Origin of the sequence: Geomonas sp., from assembly GCF_035254065.1 — a bacterium.
GTDB lineage: Bacteria > Desulfobacterota > Desulfuromonadia > Geobacterales > Geobacteraceae > Geomonas.
This window is the reverse complement of record NZ_DATFBA010000305.1, coordinates 1-15,914: the sequence shown is the minus strand read 5'-3', so window position 1 is coordinate 15,914 and position 15,914 is coordinate 1. Positions and strand designations below refer to the sequence as shown.

The window sequence follows — 15,914 nt, the reverse complement described above, 5'->3', positions numbered from 1 at the left end:
TAACGCGGCACCCCGATAAAATGTGCAGTTGTTAACGTTCAACACCATCACCTTGAAGCTCGGGGGTACGGCATGAACAGCCCGGATAGATCCGAAAAGAGGATGCCGGCCGTGGTCTACGTCTGCTACCTTGCCGCCTTTCTGTGCGGGCTCTCCATGGTGATTGGTGTCATAATTGCCTACCTCAGTCGTAGCCGCGCCCAGGGGAAATGGTACCGTAGCCACTTCGATTACCAGATCTCGATATTTTGGAAAACGCTGCTCGGCGTGCTGGTCGGTGTGGCTACCACCTGGGCCTTCGGTTTCGGCATCCTGGTGGTCATCTGCACCTACATCTGGGTGTTGATCAAATGTCTCAAGGGGTTGGATCTCCTCTCACAAGAAAAGGAGGTGGAGGCCACGGCCTACCGTTGGGGGAGCGGCGGTCGGATACCCAGGAAAGGACGCTAGTTCGACTTTGTACCGCCCCCCGTCTCCCTCCCTTCTGCCCGCTTTCCCCACCTTTTCCTCCCACCTTGGCCACCCGTCCCCTGACCCGGCCGAAAAACTACTTGCTTGACCACCTTCTGGTCTTGTGCAAATTGTGACTATTGCCTGTTCAGAAAATTCTCTCCCTTCTCCCGCCCGGCAACGAGACGCACCTTCATGGCACCCTCTTTTCAACGGCTTACCCAGCTCCTCATTAGGCACACGTTATGAAAGACACCTGTTGAGATGGACGCGACAGCGGCAGCAAAGGAAGTCGCTTCCCAAGACAGGCGGTGCATAAGGAGGCCTCATGGACGAACAGCTAGCAGGCGATGCCTCAGGCAAAGTGATCATCGAGACCCTGGAACTCATCATTATCGTCCTCGGCATCATCTTCATTGGCTATCTCGGTTGGATGGTGTTGATGCCGATGGCGGTCGGCCTATTCTTCTACTTCCCCTGCGCCTTCCTGATAGACATGGTCATGAGAGCCAGGAATGCGTCGAAACAATGAAGATTTTCTCCTCTTCCCTTTCCCATTTCTCCCGGTGTGGTACCATTTCTTATAATGAAAACGTGCAGTAAGGCGTGCTAACGAACACCATCCGCACTGCACCCAGCTTCACCGGGTGCCACCGTAGACTCGCTTTCGATATCACCTGTAGATGCAGTTATTACTTGTTGCCGCTGTACCGGTTCACATGAACTGGTCGGCTGCGACACCCTGGGAGGGATAACGATGAGATCACTCAAGAGGGTTGTCATCCTTTCAACCCTGCTCATGGCGCTGGCCGCTCCGGCCTTCGCCGGGGAACTGGCCCTGCTCGGCGGCTACGCCGCGACCACCAACCCGCACGACAACACCTATTCCTGGGAACTGCAGTACATGGAGGGGCTGGGTGAACATTTCGCCTATAGCATCGCCTACCTGAACCAGGGGCACTTCATCTCGCACCACCGCGACGCCAATACGGCCAGCCTCTGGGCACGTACCTCCTTCCTCAACAAGCACCTCACCCTCGGCGTCGGCGCCGGCGGCCTTTTTTTCTATGACACCATCATCCCGCCCGGCCCCGGACAAGCCCAGGATTTTCACGGCTGGGGCACCATCGTCAACGTGGCGGCCACCTACTACACCGACAGCCGCTGGTTTGCCCAATTACAAGGGAACTGGGTGAAGGCCGGCAACAGCTTCGATACGGTGTCGGCACTGGTCGGCATCGGCTACCAATTGGATGCTCCGCCGCAGCCCGGACCTGACGTGAGGGGAACCAAGCAAAGGGAGAACACCTCCCTCAACGAGCTGACCCTGATGGGGGGGCAGGCGGTGGTCAACATCCCCGAGGCCAACGGCAAATCGGCGGCCGTCAACCTGGAATACCGGCGCGGCATCTGGCGTTACCTGACCTGGACCGTGGGGTGGCTCTACGAGGGGAGCAACGACCTGACCGAGCGCTACGGCGGGACCACCCAGCTGTGGCTGGAAAAAGAGTTCCTGGATGACAGCATCACGCTGGGTGCCGGTTTTGGCGCCTACTCCGGCTGGGACCAGCGGCGCAGTCCCAAGTACTCGAAGGGGTTCATTGCGGAGCTGGTCTCCATGTCGGGGAGCTTCAGGCTGGGCCAGCACTGGGACGTGCGAGCCACCTGGGATCGGACCATCACCAGCTACGACCGGGACAGCGACATCTTCCTGGGGGGCATCGGATACCGCTTCTAAGCTGGCGGCAACTGGCTGCACTCAGTTCCAGACCGAGCAGATGCGGGAGGGCCGGCAGACCCTCAGTCAGTGGTCGGGCCGCAGTAGAAACAAAGGGGGGCCTCGTTCGGCCCCCCTTCTCTTCTTTCAACACACTAGCCTGACCCGCAGCTCCGCCCTGCTGCTGTGCAGCCCCTGCTTTTTACTCCCTAGCCCCTTTAGCCTACTCAGTAGCCCCTTCAGCCTCACCATTCGCTCCGTCGCCTTCCTCCGGGGGATCGGCATTTTCGGCAGCTATCTGTCGCCACTGCGCTTCCACTTTCAGGAAGGCCTCCACCACGTCCGGATCGAACAGGCTCCCCTTGCCGGACACGATGATCCCCACCGCCTCATCATGTGAGACCGACTCCTTGTACACCCTCTTGGAGATGATGGCGTCGTAGGCGTCGGCCACCGCCATCACCCGGCCGGCCCACGGGATCTCCTCACCCTTGAGCCCCTCAGGGTACCCGGACCCGTCCCAGCGCTCGTGGTGAGAATAGGCCATGTCCTTGGCGTAGTTGAGCAACTCGTCGTTCTCAAGCCCCACCCGCCGCTCGGCCTTCACGATCACGTCCCGCCCGTAGATGGGGTGCCTGCGCACCACGTCGTACTCTTCGTCGGTGAAGCCGGCGGCTTTGTGCAGCAGTTGGTCCGGCAGCCCGACCTTGCCGATGTCGTGCAAGGGGGCGAGCCTGGAGATCATCTCTATTGTCCTTTCATTCAAAAAGGGCTGGAACTTCGGATGGCGGGAAAGCTCCCGGCAAAGGACGAGCAGGTAGCGCTCGGTTCGCAGCAGGTGGGCGCCGGTTTCCATGTCCCGTATCTCGGTGAGGGAGGTGAGGGATTTTACGATGAAGTCACGGTTTTGCGCGAGTTCCCTGGCCTGGTGCCGCGACGTTCTCTCCAGTACGAAGGAGCGGATCGAAGGGAGCAGCGAAAGGTTCCCCAGCAGGGCGAGCAGTGGCAGCACGGGGGAAAGGAACAGCCCGGATTCCCGCAGCAAGAGGGCCGCCCCCTCCCAGCTGCCGACCCCGGCCGCGGTGAGCAAAAACAGAGCACCGCGGGTGACGTGCATCCGTCCGCAGATCAGGGTGGAGACGGCGCCCAGCAAGGCCACAGCGAGCAGCCGGTACAACCAGGGGGCCGGTCGCGCGAAGTCACCGGCCAGCATGTTTTCGGCGGCGATGGCGTGAACCTGGACTCCCGAAATGAGGGCCTGGATCGGGGTAGCCACCGCCTCGCCCATACCGGTCGCGGTCGCCCCCAGGAAGACAACCCGCCCCTTGAGTGTGGAATCCGGCAGCCGTCCGTCCAAAAGAGAGGCCGCCGACACCGGCTGGTCCGTCGCATGCCAGCCGCGGTAGCGAAGCAGGAGGCGGCCACGTTCATCCAGGGGAATCCTCCGGCCGTCGATGGTCAGGAACGAGGCGCCGTACCAGGACCATTCCAGCACCGTCTGATGCAAGCCCCGGGCGGTTAACACGGTAGAGAGCGCAAGGCTCGGGTAGATGCGCCCCCCAAACTTGATGAGCGCTGGCATGCGCCGCAGGATCCCTTCCTGCTCCGCGGCGTTCAGAAATCCGGTGGAGGCGGCCTGACCGGTGAATTCGGGGAGGCTGCCGACCACGCCATTCGCCTGCCAGAGCCTATCACCGGGATCGCTTTCACCAGGGCGGCGCACGGAGACGATGTCGAACCGGGAAGGAATCGGCTGCTGGGTGGCAGGGTTGGCCCCCGGTGAGAAGGTGAACTCGTAGCCCAGCACGAAGGGCGCGGCGGCCAGCGCTTGGGCCAGGGCACGATCGCCCGGCGTTTCAGGATGCGAGGTGAGGGAGCCGGTTTCCGCGCGTTCGGGCTCCGCAAAGATGGCGTCGACACCGACTGCGGCGGGGCGCTGCTTCGCGATGGCGGTGAAAAGACGTGCAACCAGCTCCCTGGGCCAGGGCCAGCGTCCGTACCTGGCCAGGGATTGGTCGTCGATCGCCACCACCACCGGGCGCGGCTGATCATTCCTGGAAGCGTCTTGGGTGATGAGGATGTCGTAGCTGCGCCCCTCGAAGTGTTCGACCCAGGCGGGACGGTAGAGGGAAAGTGCGCAGATGACCAGGGTAACAGCGAGGCCGCAGAGGTAGATGGGCCAGCTCTTGATTACTCTAGGGGCGGGGCGGAAGGCGGTGGCCGGCGCCCCTTTCGGGGTCGCGCCCTCTTCATCCCCGGCGGCTCGTTGAAGAGAGGGAGGCTTCACCGTACCGTGATCTCAGCGCGACGGTTGCGCTGCTCCGGCGTGTGGTCGGGGGTCTTCACGAGCAGCTCGCTCTTGCCACGGGAGGAGAGCTCGATATCCCCGGGATTGGCGCCCAACGCCTGCAACTGGGCGCTGACGGTCTGGGCGCGATGCAGACCCAGCCGATAGTTGTAACTCTCAGAGGCGAGCGTGTCGGTATGCCCGACCACCACCAGCTGCGCCGGCCGGCGCTTCTCGATGGCCTCTACGATCTCGGGGAGGAGCTGGCGGGAATCGGGGGTCAGCTCGGTGGAGTCGAGCTTGAAGAAAACGGTGAAGTGGGCGGGAGGAACCGGCAGGGCGGAGAGCGCCGGGGCGAAGGCCTCCTGGACGACCGCCCCTTCAGCCTTGACCGGAGCGGCAGGCTTGGCGTCCGCACCGGCGACCTCCACCGACTGATAGGACTCTTTCAGCACCTGGGAACCCTGCGCATTGCTGACCACCACCTCCCCGGAAGGCTTACCATCCTTGGGAAGCAGGACGACAGTGACCTCGGGGGGGGGAGCGGCCACTTGGTGCGCCGCGCACCCGCAAACGATCAGCATACAGAGGTAGAGCAGGGGAATGAGCAGGCGGGGGCGGTTTTTTAGGGTCATGGAGTAACTCTGATGAGGAGGTAGGTTCCCCTGACGCCAAGGGGCGCCACGGGAGTGTCTATCCGGACCGAGCCGGGGGCCAGTTTGGAAATTTTGCCGGAGAGGTAAGCGATGAGACCTCGCGCGACCTTCATCACCATGCCGAACTTCTTCTCGGTGGGCTCGTAGACGAACTGCTCGACGCTGGTCTCGGTCGCCGGCCCCAACGAGAGGACCGTGTCATCCACCAGCACCACCCCCATCGAGCCGGCACTCCCGGTGGCAAGCCTATCTCCGGTGACCAGCTGCATGCCCGGGTGAGCGGCCAAGCGGGTGCCGCCCCTCAGCACGTAGGCCTCTCCCGAAACCGTCTTGATGAGACCGATCTGGTGCTGTTCCTGGGCCGCCCCCACGGGGGCGACCGTCAACAGAACGTACAGGATGACAAGGAGTATCCTGATCATAGCGCACACTTTCGGAAAAGCTGGTCAGCATGTACCAGATTCACTACCTGGTATCCGTAATAGACCGCCATTCCTACCTGAAATCTTACCACATCTCGGATTTTCCGCGCCATTAGGAGAATTGTTGCCGGGAAGCCGGCTCCAATCTCCCCCGCTTCTTCAAAAAGACGACCGGTTCCTGTAAAACACCCGCTCCCCTTCACCAGCTGCGCACCGCAGCGGGGGCGGATAGGGGAGGGCCAGGATCAGGAACGGGGAGCCTGCGCACGAAAAAGGGAACGCCAGGTGGCGTTCCCGATTTCCCGAGTTGTTCGGGAATAACTTTTATTCCACGTCAAAGGCCTTGGAAATCGAACCAGTAAAGGCCTTGGCCGCGGCCCGCAGCTCGTGGCAGTTGTTGCGGCTTACCGCCGAAGTCAGACATGCCTTCACGTTGGAGGGAATGTCACTGTCCTGTACAGTAAATTCGACGCCAGACCCTTTCGTTATATGAAGGGCACCCGAAGAATAGTCGACCTTGAAGTCGTCTTTGTAGTCGCATCTCATATACGTCACCTCTCTTTGCCAATTATTATCTCACATCATCCATTTTTGCCGCAATAACGGCACAACACCTATCACCGCTCCATCGCCTACCCCTGCGTTACCAGCCTCATTGACATTATCGATCTCCAATCGAGACTCATCAAAACGACCACTCGGCATCATTCAGCACCTTTCCCGACAGGAGCGGCAATGTCTAATCAATTCAGTGCCGACGCAGGTAACGGAAAACCTGCCACGAGACTTGGCGCCGGGGAGGGGGACAGCGCAGAGTGATGTCCGCCCCATCAGGGGGTGCCACCGTCGATAGGGGTGCAATCTGAAATGTTAGCTGGTAGTTGCGGGCCGAGGGGTGACGCTGGCAGGGGGTGGCAGGGTGATAGCGTGGCGGGCACTTGTGTGAATGGCACAGTCCAAGAGATGTATGGGGCGAATAAAAGAAGGGGGCCGTTTGCCTGCCTGAATTGCCTCGGCAAATCAGACACTTTAACCGCACCCCCTTCGGAATTTCAAACTCCCGCCTTGAGCGTTACTTTGCTTCCGGAATCCCGGTCATGGCATCTTCGCCAAGTTCGGTGATCATGGTTTCTATCGCACCCATCATGGTGGAGGTCAGTGGGCGGCCCACCTTGCGCTGTGCCATGTATTTTGCCACCTGTTTACCGTCGCTGTCCTTCAGAATGCCCTGGTAAACAGCCGCTCCATTCATGACCCACCGGATCCCCGGATCGAGCGTTACAATTTTCGGTTCAAGGACCAAGGCACCTTTCGGGGCTGCATCGGCGGTGAATAAAACTTTTTCGAAATATCCCACCTTGGGAGCATATTTCTCGAATTCTGTCTGGAAAAGAGCCGCCAGTTTAGGCTGCGCTTGTGAGAATTCCGTGGCTTCGTCACCGGTGATCTTATCGGTAATCGTTTCGTTCCAGTTAATCGGACGCACGATCAGGGTGTTGTATGCAGCAAACGGAGTATCCTTTTTTGCCGGATATCCCGCACACGCGCTGAGGGTAAAGAGAGTGATTGCGAGCAAACCATAAGTTAACCAATTTTTCATGCACTACCTCCGTTAGTTGTTTTACGCCGAAGCGCCCTTGGTGCTGTTTAACACGGGGACAAAAGCATTAACATATTTTATAAATAAACGCCAGCTAAATAACCCAGTGGTTACCTTGGGGTTAATTATTGTGGAGATGAAGGGCGGGGGCGGGGCGGGCGTCCTCAGGGACGTACTTAAGAATTTAATGGCGCTCCGGGCTGGCAAGGGATGCGGGCCGGTGAGGGGCTGGAGAGGACCGGCCGTGTTGTGCAACGGAAGGGGGACGCCCAGCAACGGAAGGGGGACGCCCATGAAATCATGCGGTCCTCCTCTATCACAACGACCAGCCTCTTGCCGTCGCTATCTCCTCCCCTCGCAGCACTGCCCGACTTAGATGGGTGGTGATGACATCCGCGCTGCTCGCTTCAATGGATCACCCAGTCGCTTTTCTTCACCAACCGGGGCTCCCCCGGAGACACCTGGACGATGTAGCACCCCTTGGAGGCGAACTGCTGTCCCGGCCCGAAACTGAGGCGCTCGTAGTCGGCTGTCGGCTGGTCGGGACGCATGCTGATGACGTCCAGCATGTTGTCCCGGTAGAAATCCTGCTTCATGTGCATGAATACCGGTGACATCAGGCTGATAAGCGCGTACATCCGGGTAGAGATCCGGCGCTCGTTGATGGGGGCCTTCCTGCTGGAAAGCCACATCTTCGCATGGTCGGCTAAAGGCCGCTCGTCCTGCGGCAGCCGGTACGGGTAGGTCAGGTAGGTGAAGCTCCGGGCCCGCTCCGGCAGGGCGGCAAAACTCTTCCCCAACTGCGTGGAGGAGAGGAAGACCTGTTCCGGCCGCCCGGCATCGGCCGCGACGGCGTCAAGAAAGGGTAGCGCCTCCTCGCCCACCCAGAGGAAGACGACGGCAGAGCGGTCTCCTCCCGTCAATTCCAAAACGAGCTCCCGGGTCGGCTGCTCGCCGCCGCGCAGCGCCCTCTCCTTCGGGGCCTCAAGGCCCAGTCCCAGCCACGTTTCCCGGAATCCCGCCGCAAGCGCGCGCCCCTGCCGGTCATCACGGAAGATCTGCACCACCTGCCTCGAACCGGTCGTATCGATCGTGCGCTTCAGAAAGTGGGCTGCGGCCTCCCCCTCCTGGTACGGCCCTTTCGAAAAGTACAACGTGTACCAGCCGTTCTCGGAGATGACCGGGTAATCGGTGATCGGCAGGATGCACGGAATGCGATGGGCTTCGCTGAATTCGTGTACGGGCCGCCATTCCCCGTTGCTGATCCCCCCAAGCAGGGCGAACACCGGCTCCTGCCGGTAGTATTCCTCAAGCTGGCCCCGCCATGTTTCCGGGGGCCCCTTCAGTTCCCATCTCGCCAGCGACAGGCGGCGGTACGCTCTGGCCATGTCTTCGGCGAACCACCCGTATTTCTTGCGCTGCTTTTCGAAGGACGTCACCTGGACGTTCCGGTCGTCGAAGTAGCGCTGCAAAGGGATCAGCATCGCCGCCTCGTCCTCGGGGCGCACGTCGCCGGCGATGACCGTGGCAAAACGCAGAGACGTTTCCGAAGCTCCCGGCGAAAAGGTGAATGAAAGCTGCTTGAGGTAGGCAACCATGATGGCCATGTCCCGATCCTCGAGCTGGTAGCGGGGCATCACTTCGTCGAGAACCCTTCCGGTGGGGTCGACCCCGTCACGCAATGCTTCGGCGAGCGTCTTGTCGGTATAGGCGGGGCGGCGAACGGGGAACCGGCCAAGCTTGGGAAGCTTTTCGAACTCCTCCGGGGAAAGATCGGCCTGGCCGCCGGTGTAGGCAGGTTGCAGGAGCCTCTTGCCGTTGGTGGGCGGGGTCTTGACCCGCCCCTCGTTGGACCCCAGCCCCCCACGCATGTGGCAACTGCTGCAGGAGAACATGGTCGCCTCGATGACCAGATCCCCCTGGGCGATGGCCCGGACCGGCTCCCCCGAGGGGAGGATCCCGTCCCGGTACATCCTTTCCCCCAGCCTGACCACCTCTTCCTGCGACATCCCTTCGATTCCCGCCTGGCGCGCTTCCGCCAGTGAGGGGAGCGCCTGGCAGAGGGCGATAACGAAACAGAGCCCGGAGAGGAGCCACCGGATGGGCGACGAGCGGAAATTTCCTTGCGATGGAGTCATCTCTGCACCTTTTCTCGCCACAGCCGGCAGGCCGACCGTTGGCCGGCGCGGTGGTCGGGCCTAAACCGCGTTTGAGGTGGACTGCGCTGAGCTTGAAGGTGGTGATCACCGTGGGTCCGGGTGAAGGTCGTGATCGACATCTTCAGCAGGAGGGAATATACGAATTTTTTAGAATATTTTCAAGAAACAACACGCATCTGCACAGATGCGATTGGCCGCTGCAGGGACCAAAACGCAGCCCCCCTTACTGCCCGGCGCCCGGCACACCCGGCAGACGCGGCCGAAACAAGCAGCCGGAGTTCTGGCACATTTTCTGCTAATGAACGATTTGATGGAATTAGCCTCGCACTTGGCCGCTATTTACTGTATATTTCCTGGTCTCACGACTTCATTTGTCGAAAAGGGCGACAGCCTTTTGTCACCCGGGCGGCTACCGCGGCAAGCGAGACGTCACTCTCCCGTCCGCCTGCGTATCCCCGGCAGATCAAGTAATCTTCCCCCATGCACCTGTTTGGTTTCTGCTTTCGCGCACCCACGGGGGCGCCAGCAAAGGAGTCTGCCGTGAAACGGTTCCTCTTGATTGTGTCTTTGTTGCTTCTTTGTTGCGGATCCGCTTGGGGCGCTGAGAAAATCGAGTCGCCCGAGGCCTGTCTGCTCTGTGGCATGAACCGCACCACCTATGCCTACAGCCGCATGGTCATCGTCTACGACGACGGGGCGAGCGACGGTCTCTGCAGCCTGAACTGCGCAGTTGAGCAGATGAAGAAGTTCAAGACCAGGAAGGTGAAGTCGCTCCTGGTTGCGGATTACGGCTCCCGGAAGCTGATCGACGCAAGGAAGGCGCTCTGGGTCATCGGCGGCAAGATCCCTGGAGTGATGACCCCGAAACCGAAGTGGGCCTTCGCGCGCCAGGCGGACGCGGAAGCTTTCGTGAAGGAGAACGGTGGCACGCTGAGCAACTTCGACGAGGCGCTCAAGCTCGCCTTGCAGGAAAACGACTAGGGGGGAGTGCGATGGCTGGAAGATTGTTGCGTTGGGCCTCGATTGCGGTGGCCTTCGTCATCCTGTTGGGGGCAGGTCAGGCAGGCGCTGCGGAAAGGTACAAGCGGACCGTCGAGAGTTATCCGGTGCCGGACCTGGTGCTGATCAACCAGGACGGTGCCAAGGTCAGCCTCAAGGAGCTCATGCAGTCGAACAAGCCGGTGATCCTCGATTTCATCTACGGCACCTGCACCACCATCTGCCCGATCCTGTCGACCAGTTTCACCAACCTGCAGAAGAACCTCCCGGACGCCACGCATAAGGTCCACCTGGTCTCCGTCTCCATCGATCCCGAACACGATTCGCCCAAGGTCATGAAGGAGTACCTGAAGAGATACCGTGCGCAGCCGGGCTGGGATTTCCTGACCGGTTCACGCGCCAACATCGACAGGGTGATGAACGCTTTCAACGCCTATATCCCGGACAAGATGTCCCATTATCCCATCACCTTCATCCAGGACAAGGCGAGCGGCAAGTGGATCAGGATCTACGGCCTGATGGGGAGTTCGGACCTGCTTGCTGAATGCAGGAAGATCGGCGTGAAGTAAAAGTACCTACTGGAGAAACCATGTCGACCATGCCTTCCCGCAAACACCTCTGCCGCCTGGCGACCGCGCCCCTGGTTACCCTGGCCTTGGTCGCCGCGGCAGCCTCCGCCTTGGCCGGGATTGCCTTCCCGGCGCCTGCCAAGGAGGTCAAATGCCCGGTCTGCGGGATGTTCGTCGCCCGCTACCCCGACTGGACCGCCACCCTGGTCTACCGGGACGGCACCAGGCGCTATTTCGACGGGCCCAAGGACCTGTTCACCTATTACCACAACACCGGCCGCTACGACCCTTCGCGACAGCGCACCGAGGTGGCGGGCATCGCCGTCAAGGACTACTACTCGCTCGCCCCCGTCGACGCCCGCCAGGCCTTCTTCGTGACCGGTAGCGACGTGCGCGGCCCGATGGGGAGCGAGCTGATCCCCTTTGCCGGCAAGGCGGACGCCGAAGCCTTCCGGCTGGACCACCACGGCAAGCGCGTCCTGCGCTTCTCGGAGGTGACCGCGCCGCTAGTGAAATCGTTGCAGTAGCCCCGGGAGTGGGGGGCGACCAACAGGGTATTTTCCGGAATCGAATCTATCAGGGAAGGTCCTGCGTGCGCAAGTCTACCGTTTTCATCGGCTTCATCGGCCTCAACCTGCTTGCCGGCCTGCTGCTCCTGTTGCACGTTTCGCTCGGCGCGGGGGAACGAGACGGCACCATCACCAGCTGCCGCCGGGAGGTCGCCCTCCTCAAACTCACCGATCTCGCCTTGTTCACCGAGGCACGCTACACCAGGAACCCGTCGGTAGCTGACCGTCACGCTGCTTTCCAGGACCACCCGTTCGCGCTTGAACACTTCCCTGCCGGCTCGCTGGTCGCGCCGCCGGCACCCCTCCGCAGGACACCATGAGCCCGCTACTGGAACGCTACCGGAACATCCTCGATTTCACCCTCTCTTCGCTGAGGAGGCGCAAGGGGAAAAACCTCTCGCTGCTCCTCGTCTACACCCTGGTCGTCTTCATCATCGCCTCGCTGCTCTTCTTCACCCAGGCGCTCAAACGCGAGGCCGCCCTGATCCTCGCCGACGCCCCCGACCTGGTCGTGCAGCGGATGGTGGCCGGCAGGCACGACCCGATCCCGGAGGAGTACGCCGTGCAGATCGCCGCCGTCAGGGGGGTGAGCGCGGTGACGCCCCGGGTCTGGGGGTACTACTACGATGCCACGACCGGCGCCAACTATACCCTGCTCGCCGCCGACCGGGACAGCCTCCCGTCCGGCGCGGTCAGAATCGGCAGCGGCGTCGCACGGGTCTACCGCCTTTCCAAGGGCGACATCTTTCCGCTCAAAGACGCGCGCGGGGTGCCGGCCCTGTTCGAGGTGCGGGAGATCCTGCCGGCCGCCTCCGAGCTGGTGGCGGCGGACCTGATCCAGATGCGGGAGGACGACCTGCGCACCCTGTTCGACTTCCCGAAGGGGCGCGCCACCGACCTCGCGGTCAGCGTCCGGAACAAAAGCGAGATCGCCACCGTCGCGGCCAAGATCGTGCGACTCTACCCCGACTCGCGTCCCATCCTGAAGAGCGAGATGCTCAGGACCTACGATTCCCTGTTCGACTGGCGGAGCGGGATACTGGTGGTGGTGCTGGCCTCGGCGCTGCTAGCCTTCATCATCTTCGCCTGGGACAAGGCGACCGGCCTGAGCGCCGAGGAGAGGAGGGAGATCGGCATCCTGAAATCCATCGGCTGGGAAACGGCCGACGTGCTGCTGCTCAAGTCCTGGGAGGGGATCGTGATATCGCTCACCGCGTTCCTGTCGGGAGCGGTGCTCGCCTACCTGCACGTGTTCTTCTTCTCCGCGGCCCTTTTCGAGCCCGCCCTTAAGGGGTGGTCGGTGCTCTACCCGCAGTTCAGGCTGGTGCCGCACGTCGACCTCTTCCAGCTGTCGGTGCTCTTCTTCCTGACCGTCGGCCCCTACACGGCGGCGACGGTGGTCCCCTGCTGGCTGGCCGCGACCGTCGACCCCGACTCCGCCATGAGGAGCTGACCGTGATCCAGGTGATCGAGGCGACCAAGACCTTCAATGCCGGACGGCCCAACGCCTACAGCGCGCTGCGCGGCGTGAACTGCACCATCTCCGCCGGCGGGCTCACCGTGCTCAAGGGGCCGAGCGGCTCCGGGAAGACCACGCTGTTGACCCTGATCGGCTGCATGGCCCGGCCGACTTCCGGGCGGATCATCCTGTCGGCAGGAGTTGCCGGCGCCCTGCCTGACTTCGCAGGTGCCGGAGAAATCGAGATCACCAGCCTCCCCGAGCGCTTCCTGACCGGCATCCGGCGGCTGGCCTTCGGCTTCATCTTCCAGCAGTTCAACCTGGTACGCGGCATCACCGTGCTGGAGAACGTCATGCTCCCCGGCTATCCGTTGGGTGGCAATCATGCCGCGCTGAAGAAGCGGGCGCTCGAGCTTCTGGATCAGTTCGGCATCGCCCGGCATGCGGCGTCGCAGGTTGAGCTGCTCTCCGGCGGCGAGGCGCAGCGGGTGGCGATCGCGCGCGCCCTCATCAACGACCCGCTGCTGGTCATCGCCGACGAACCGACCGCCCATCTGGACAGCGCGCTATCGCACGGTTTTTTGGAGATGGTGGCAGGTCTGAAAAGCGCCGGCAAGACCATCCTGATCACCAGCCACGACCCCATCGTCTACCAGTCGCCACTGGCCGACTCCGTCATCGAGATGCGGGATGGCGTAATCGTCGGGGACGGGGCCGGAGGCGGGGCCGCGGCATGATCCTGCACCCTGCCATCCTGGCGCTTTCTGTCGGCTCGCTGCTCTGCTGCCTGATGCTCTTCTACGCGGGCTGGTACGGCGTGCGCATCCTGACCGATTGGGATCTCGCGAGCGGCAGCGAACTGCAGCTCACCTTGGAGCGCCGGACCTACCTGCTCTCCACCCTGGTCGCTTATGCACTCGCCTTCCAGACCGTCTCTCTATTCCTCTTCATCTTCACCGCCGATAGGCTGCATCCGCTCTTCACCGGCGCCATGTGCGCGGCCGGCACACTCAACGCCGCCCCCTACGGCTACCAGCTCCTGATTCTCAAGCTCGTCAACTTCCTGCTGGCCGGTGTCTGGCTGCTGGTCAACCACGCCGATACCCGCTGCTACGATTATCCGCTGATCAGGTTCAAGTACGCTCTACTCCTGCTGCTTGTTCCCACCATCCTGATCGAGTTCGTGCTGCAGTGCGGCTTTTTTCTGGGGCTGCACGCCGACGTCATCACCTCTTGCTGCGGCAGCCTGTTCAGCCTGGGGCGCGCTGGGCTGGCCGGGGAACTCGCCGGTCTCCCGGTCAAACCCACCGAGACGGTCTTCGTCGGCGGTATGGCTCTCACCCTGGGCTGCGGGACCGTCTTCCTGCGCACCGGGCGCGGGAGCTATCTCTTCTCCCTGGCCAGCTTCGCCACCTTCGCCGTCTCCATCGCCGCCCTGATCTCCTTCATCTGCCTCTACATCTACGAGCTCCCGGGCCACCACTGCCCGTTCTGCCTGCTGCAGGGCGAGTATGGCTATATCGGCTATCTCCTCTACGCCACGCTCCTCGGCGGCGCTGTGACCGGGCTTGCCGTCGGTGTCCTCACCCCCTTCCGCAGGCGCGGCAGCATGGTTCGCGTCATCCCCTCCCTGCAGCGCCGCCTAACCGCCATCTCCCTCCTTTTGTACCTCGTCTTCTGCTGCCTCAGCGCCTATAACATCATCTTCTCCTCCTTCCGCCTGGACGGATGAGGCGATCACATCGGACGGTGAGTCCCCGGGATGGCTGTGCCGAGCTACCCGAAGTAACGGGCGAAGCAACGCTGTTAACTTTTTAACATTCTAATCTTTAGCAGCAAGTCGTTGCAGCTTGGCTCTTTCACCAGTGCTTGGCCCCTGTCCGCTGCGCGCGTGACGGCAGCAGGGGTAATGGCCAACAACCTCGCTATAACTGTTCCACTGTAACCTAGCTCCCTCTGGCCAAGATAACACAGCACAGCGCGTGCCTTTGGAATCGGGTCGCGCTTGGATGGTTTGCACATTACCTGGACGTCTATCTGAAAAATTGTGGCAACTTCTTGCAGCAGACAGGACAAGGGAATCTTTGGTTCATCTACCTCTTGCTCCTGATTTTCCCAAAGTTGTTCAACAAACTCGCCACTACCAAGCACTCTGGAATCGTATGCCTCTTCACCATTCTCGCCGGACAAGATGAAATGGCCTTTGACCTCTCCGCGGCTATCAAGCTCATCTTGCCGGCCATCAACCACCGCATCCATAACGAAGTGGTTGTATTTCTCCCTAGCCTGTCCCAGGCTATTTCCGAATTTGCAGAGCACCTCTGATGTGACCTGGCCAGGGAGCTCAGTCTCTCCCATCAGGACGGCGTGGCCGCTCCAACGGTACCTTTTCAGCTCGTCCCCATTACTCACAATTCCGGCTCTTAGCGGATTGAGGTGAATATATCTGATGAGTTCGAGGAGATATGGTTCTTCCTCGCAAACAATAGATCGGTATCTGTTCTGGAAAAGATGTCCAGCTCGATCGTGACGAACATTGAAGCCGACGGCGTAGCTGGTGAGCAGGCGGCGCATGAAAAAGGACAGTTTGGTTTTTTCGGGTCGGAGTAGAAGGTGAAGATGGTTGGTCATCAAAGACCAGGCAAGGCATGATGTGTCGGTTTTGATAAGGAGTTCGGAAAAGTGCGCCAGGAAGCGCTCGCGGTCCTTGTCATCGAGAAATATATCACGCTTCTCGATTCCCCGAACCATGACGTGCTGCAACACCCCAACTGCATCGAGTCGAGCTAATCTGGGCATGCAGCAACTATAGCAGCCAGGTGAAAGATTAGAATGTTAAAAAGTTAACAACGTCCCCAAGGGGGTGCCGTCAACTGAGAAACGCATAATCGCAAGGGCGTCCCCCTCGCAGTGCCCGGAACTATCAAGCATCGATTGGACTGGATGGCGATGGCATCGTAGGCCTCCGCACCTGGCTGGCGTTGGAGAGACGTCATTCGAGACATAACCGAAAGATACTCTGCCGGG

The 15,914-nt window shown here is 61.1% G+C and carries 17 protein-coding genes; 10 read left to right on the top strand and 7 right to left on the bottom strand.

All coding sequences use genetic code 11. The features are described 5' to 3' along the window. Positions 1-72: 72 nt before the first annotated feature. The 3 genes from VJ604_RS14095 to VJ604_RS14085 all read left to right on the top strand — a co-directional run bounded on the left by VJ604_RS14095 (position 73) and on the right by VJ604_RS14085 (position 2,188). Entirely contained in the window at positions 73-450 is a 378-nt protein-coding gene (locus VJ604_RS14095) for a DUF4870 family protein (protein WP_324083519.1), read from the top strand. A gap of 328 nt (positions 451-778) precedes the next feature. Then, positions 779-982, top strand: coding sequence for a hypothetical protein (locus VJ604_RS14090; protein WP_324083516.1), 204 nt, complete (start codon positions 779-781; stop codon positions 980-982). Positions 983-1,207: 225 nt separating this feature from the next. Continuing rightward, a complete protein-coding gene (locus VJ604_RS14085; protein ID WP_324083513.1) occupies positions 1,208-2,188 on the top strand; it encodes a hypothetical protein in 981 nt (326 codons plus the stop codon). Positions 2,189-2,390: 202 nt separating this feature from the next. Here the strand turns inward: VJ604_RS14085 and VJ604_RS14080 are convergent, their stop codons facing one another. From VJ604_RS14080 to VJ604_RS14055, 6 genes are all read right to left on the bottom strand, one after another. After that, positions 2,391-4,454, bottom strand: a complete 2,064-nt coding sequence (locus VJ604_RS14080; protein WP_324083512.1) for a CHASE2 domain-containing protein — start codon at positions 4,452-4,454, stop codon at positions 2,391-2,393. Beyond that, on the bottom strand, positions 4,451-5,089 hold the full coding sequence (locus VJ604_RS14075) for an OmpA family protein (RefSeq protein WP_324083509.1): 639 nt from the start codon (positions 5,087-5,089) through the stop codon (positions 4,451-4,453). The genes VJ604_RS14080 and VJ604_RS14075 overlap by 4 nt, the downstream gene beginning before the upstream one ends. Further along, positions 5,086-5,532: a FecR family protein gene (locus VJ604_RS14070; protein WP_324083508.1), complete on the bottom strand. Its 447-nt coding sequence runs from the start codon at positions 5,530-5,532 to the stop codon at positions 5,086-5,088. Before VJ604_RS14070 ends, VJ604_RS14075 begins: the two co-directional genes overlap by 4 nt. 324 nt (positions 5,533-5,856) lie before the next feature. Next, positions 5,857-6,078, bottom strand: a complete 222-nt coding sequence (locus VJ604_RS14065; RefSeq protein ID WP_324083505.1) for a hypothetical protein — start codon at positions 6,076-6,078, stop codon at positions 5,857-5,859. A gap of 526 nt (positions 6,079-6,604) precedes the next feature. Beyond that, positions 6,605-7,132 (bottom strand): hypothetical protein, encoded by a 528-nt coding sequence (locus VJ604_RS14060; protein ID WP_324083503.1) that lies wholly within the window; start codon positions 7,130-7,132, stop codon positions 6,605-6,607. Positions 7,133-7,539: 407 nt separating this feature from the next. Then, positions 7,540-9,270, bottom strand: coding sequence for an ABC transporter substrate-binding protein (locus VJ604_RS14055; RefSeq protein WP_324083501.1), 1,731 nt, complete (start codon positions 9,268-9,270; stop codon positions 7,540-7,542). Between the two features lie 501 nt (positions 9,271-9,771). Here VJ604_RS14055 and VJ604_RS14050 point away from each other — a divergent pair. The 7 genes from VJ604_RS14050 to VJ604_RS14020 all read left to right on the top strand — a co-directional run bounded on the left by VJ604_RS14050 (position 9,772) and on the right by VJ604_RS14020 (position 14,619). Beyond that, on the top strand, positions 9,772-10,272 hold the full coding sequence (locus VJ604_RS14050) for a nitrous oxide reductase accessory protein NosL (protein ID WP_324083499.1): 501 nt from the start codon (positions 9,772-9,774) through the stop codon (positions 10,270-10,272). Positions 10,273-10,283: 11 nt separating this feature from the next. Next, on the top strand, positions 10,284-10,859 hold the full coding sequence (locus VJ604_RS14045) for an SCO family protein (RefSeq protein ID WP_324083497.1): 576 nt from the start codon (positions 10,284-10,286) through the stop codon (positions 10,857-10,859). Between the two features lie 20 nt (positions 10,860-10,879). Then, positions 10,880-11,386 carry a nitrous oxide reductase accessory protein NosL gene (locus VJ604_RS14040; protein WP_324083495.1) on the top strand — a complete coding sequence of 169 codons (507 nt, stop codon included), beginning with the start codon at positions 10,880-10,882 and terminating at the stop codon, positions 11,384-11,386. A gap of 65 nt (positions 11,387-11,451) precedes the next feature. Continuing rightward, positions 11,452-11,748: a hypothetical protein gene (locus tag VJ604_RS14035; protein ID WP_324083493.1), complete on the top strand. Its 297-nt coding sequence runs from the start codon at positions 11,452-11,454 to the stop codon at positions 11,746-11,748. Further along, positions 11,745-12,881 (top strand): ABC transporter permease, encoded by a 1,137-nt coding sequence (locus tag VJ604_RS14030; RefSeq protein WP_324083491.1) that lies wholly within the window; start codon positions 11,745-11,747, stop codon positions 12,879-12,881. Before VJ604_RS14035 ends, VJ604_RS14030 begins: the two co-directional genes overlap by 4 nt. Positions 12,882-12,883: 2 nt before the next feature. Continuing rightward, positions 12,884-13,624, top strand: coding sequence for an ABC transporter ATP-binding protein (locus VJ604_RS14025; RefSeq protein ID WP_324083488.1), 741 nt, complete (start codon positions 12,884-12,886; stop codon positions 13,622-13,624). Then, a complete protein-coding gene (locus VJ604_RS14020) occupies positions 13,621-14,619 on the top strand; it encodes a hypothetical protein (protein ID WP_324083487.1) in 999 nt (332 codons plus the stop codon). The genes VJ604_RS14025 and VJ604_RS14020 overlap by 4 nt, the downstream gene beginning before the upstream one ends. A 74-nt stretch (positions 14,620-14,693) precedes the next feature. Here VJ604_RS14020 and VJ604_RS14015 read toward each other — a convergent pair whose 3' ends face one another. Beyond that, on the bottom strand, positions 14,694-15,686 hold the full coding sequence (locus VJ604_RS14015; protein WP_324083485.1) for a transposase: 993 nt from the start codon (positions 15,684-15,686) through the stop codon (positions 14,694-14,696). Positions 15,687-15,914 lie beyond the last annotated feature (228 nt).

What these genes read in the sequence shown, in the direction of transcription:
- VJ604_RS14095 (WP_324083519.1), top strand. Translation starts at nt 73, where the DNA reads ATGAACAGCCCGGATAGATCCGAAAAGAGGATGCCGGCCGTGGTCTAC.
- VJ604_RS14090 (WP_324083516.1), top strand. Translation starts at nt 779, where the DNA reads ATGGACGAACAGCTAGCAGGCGATGCCTCAGGCAAAGTGATCATCGAG.
- VJ604_RS14085 (WP_324083513.1), top strand. Translation starts at nt 1,208, where the DNA reads ATGAGATCACTCAAGAGGGTTGTCATCCTTTCAACCCTGCTCATGGCG.
- VJ604_RS14075 (WP_324083509.1), bottom strand. Translation starts at nt 5,089, where the DNA reads ATGACCCTAAAAAACCGCCCCCGCCTGCTCATTCCCCTGCTCTACCTC.
- VJ604_RS14070 (WP_324083508.1), bottom strand. Translation starts at nt 5,532, where the DNA reads ATGATCAGGATACTCCTTGTCATCCTGTACGTTCTGTTGACGGTCGCC.
- VJ604_RS14065 (WP_324083505.1), bottom strand. Translation starts at nt 6,078, where the DNA reads ATGAGATGCGACTACAAAGACGACTTCAAGGTCGACTATTCTTCGGGT.
- VJ604_RS14060 (WP_324083503.1), bottom strand. Translation starts at nt 7,132, where the DNA reads ATGAAAAATTGGTTAACTTATGGTTTGCTCGCAATCACTCTCTTTACC.
- VJ604_RS14055 (WP_324083501.1), bottom strand. Translation starts at nt 9,270, where the DNA reads ATGACTCCATCGCAAGGAAATTTCCGCTCGTCGCCCATCCGGTGGCTC.
- VJ604_RS14050 (WP_324083499.1), top strand. Translation starts at nt 9,772, where the DNA reads ATGCACCTGTTTGGTTTCTGCTTTCGCGCACCCACGGGGGCGCCAGCA.
- VJ604_RS14045 (WP_324083497.1), top strand. Translation starts at nt 10,284, where the DNA reads ATGGCTGGAAGATTGTTGCGTTGGGCCTCGATTGCGGTGGCCTTCGTC.
- VJ604_RS14040 (WP_324083495.1), top strand. Translation starts at nt 10,880, where the DNA reads ATGTCGACCATGCCTTCCCGCAAACACCTCTGCCGCCTGGCGACCGCG.
- VJ604_RS14030 (WP_324083491.1), top strand. Translation starts at nt 11,745, where the DNA reads ATGAGCCCGCTACTGGAACGCTACCGGAACATCCTCGATTTCACCCTC.
- VJ604_RS14020 (WP_324083487.1), top strand. Translation starts at nt 13,621, where the DNA reads ATGATCCTGCACCCTGCCATCCTGGCGCTTTCTGTCGGCTCGCTGCTC.
- VJ604_RS14015 (WP_324083485.1), bottom strand. Translation starts at nt 15,686, where the DNA reads ATGCCCAGATTAGCTCGACTCGATGCAGTTGGGGTGTTGCAGCACGTC.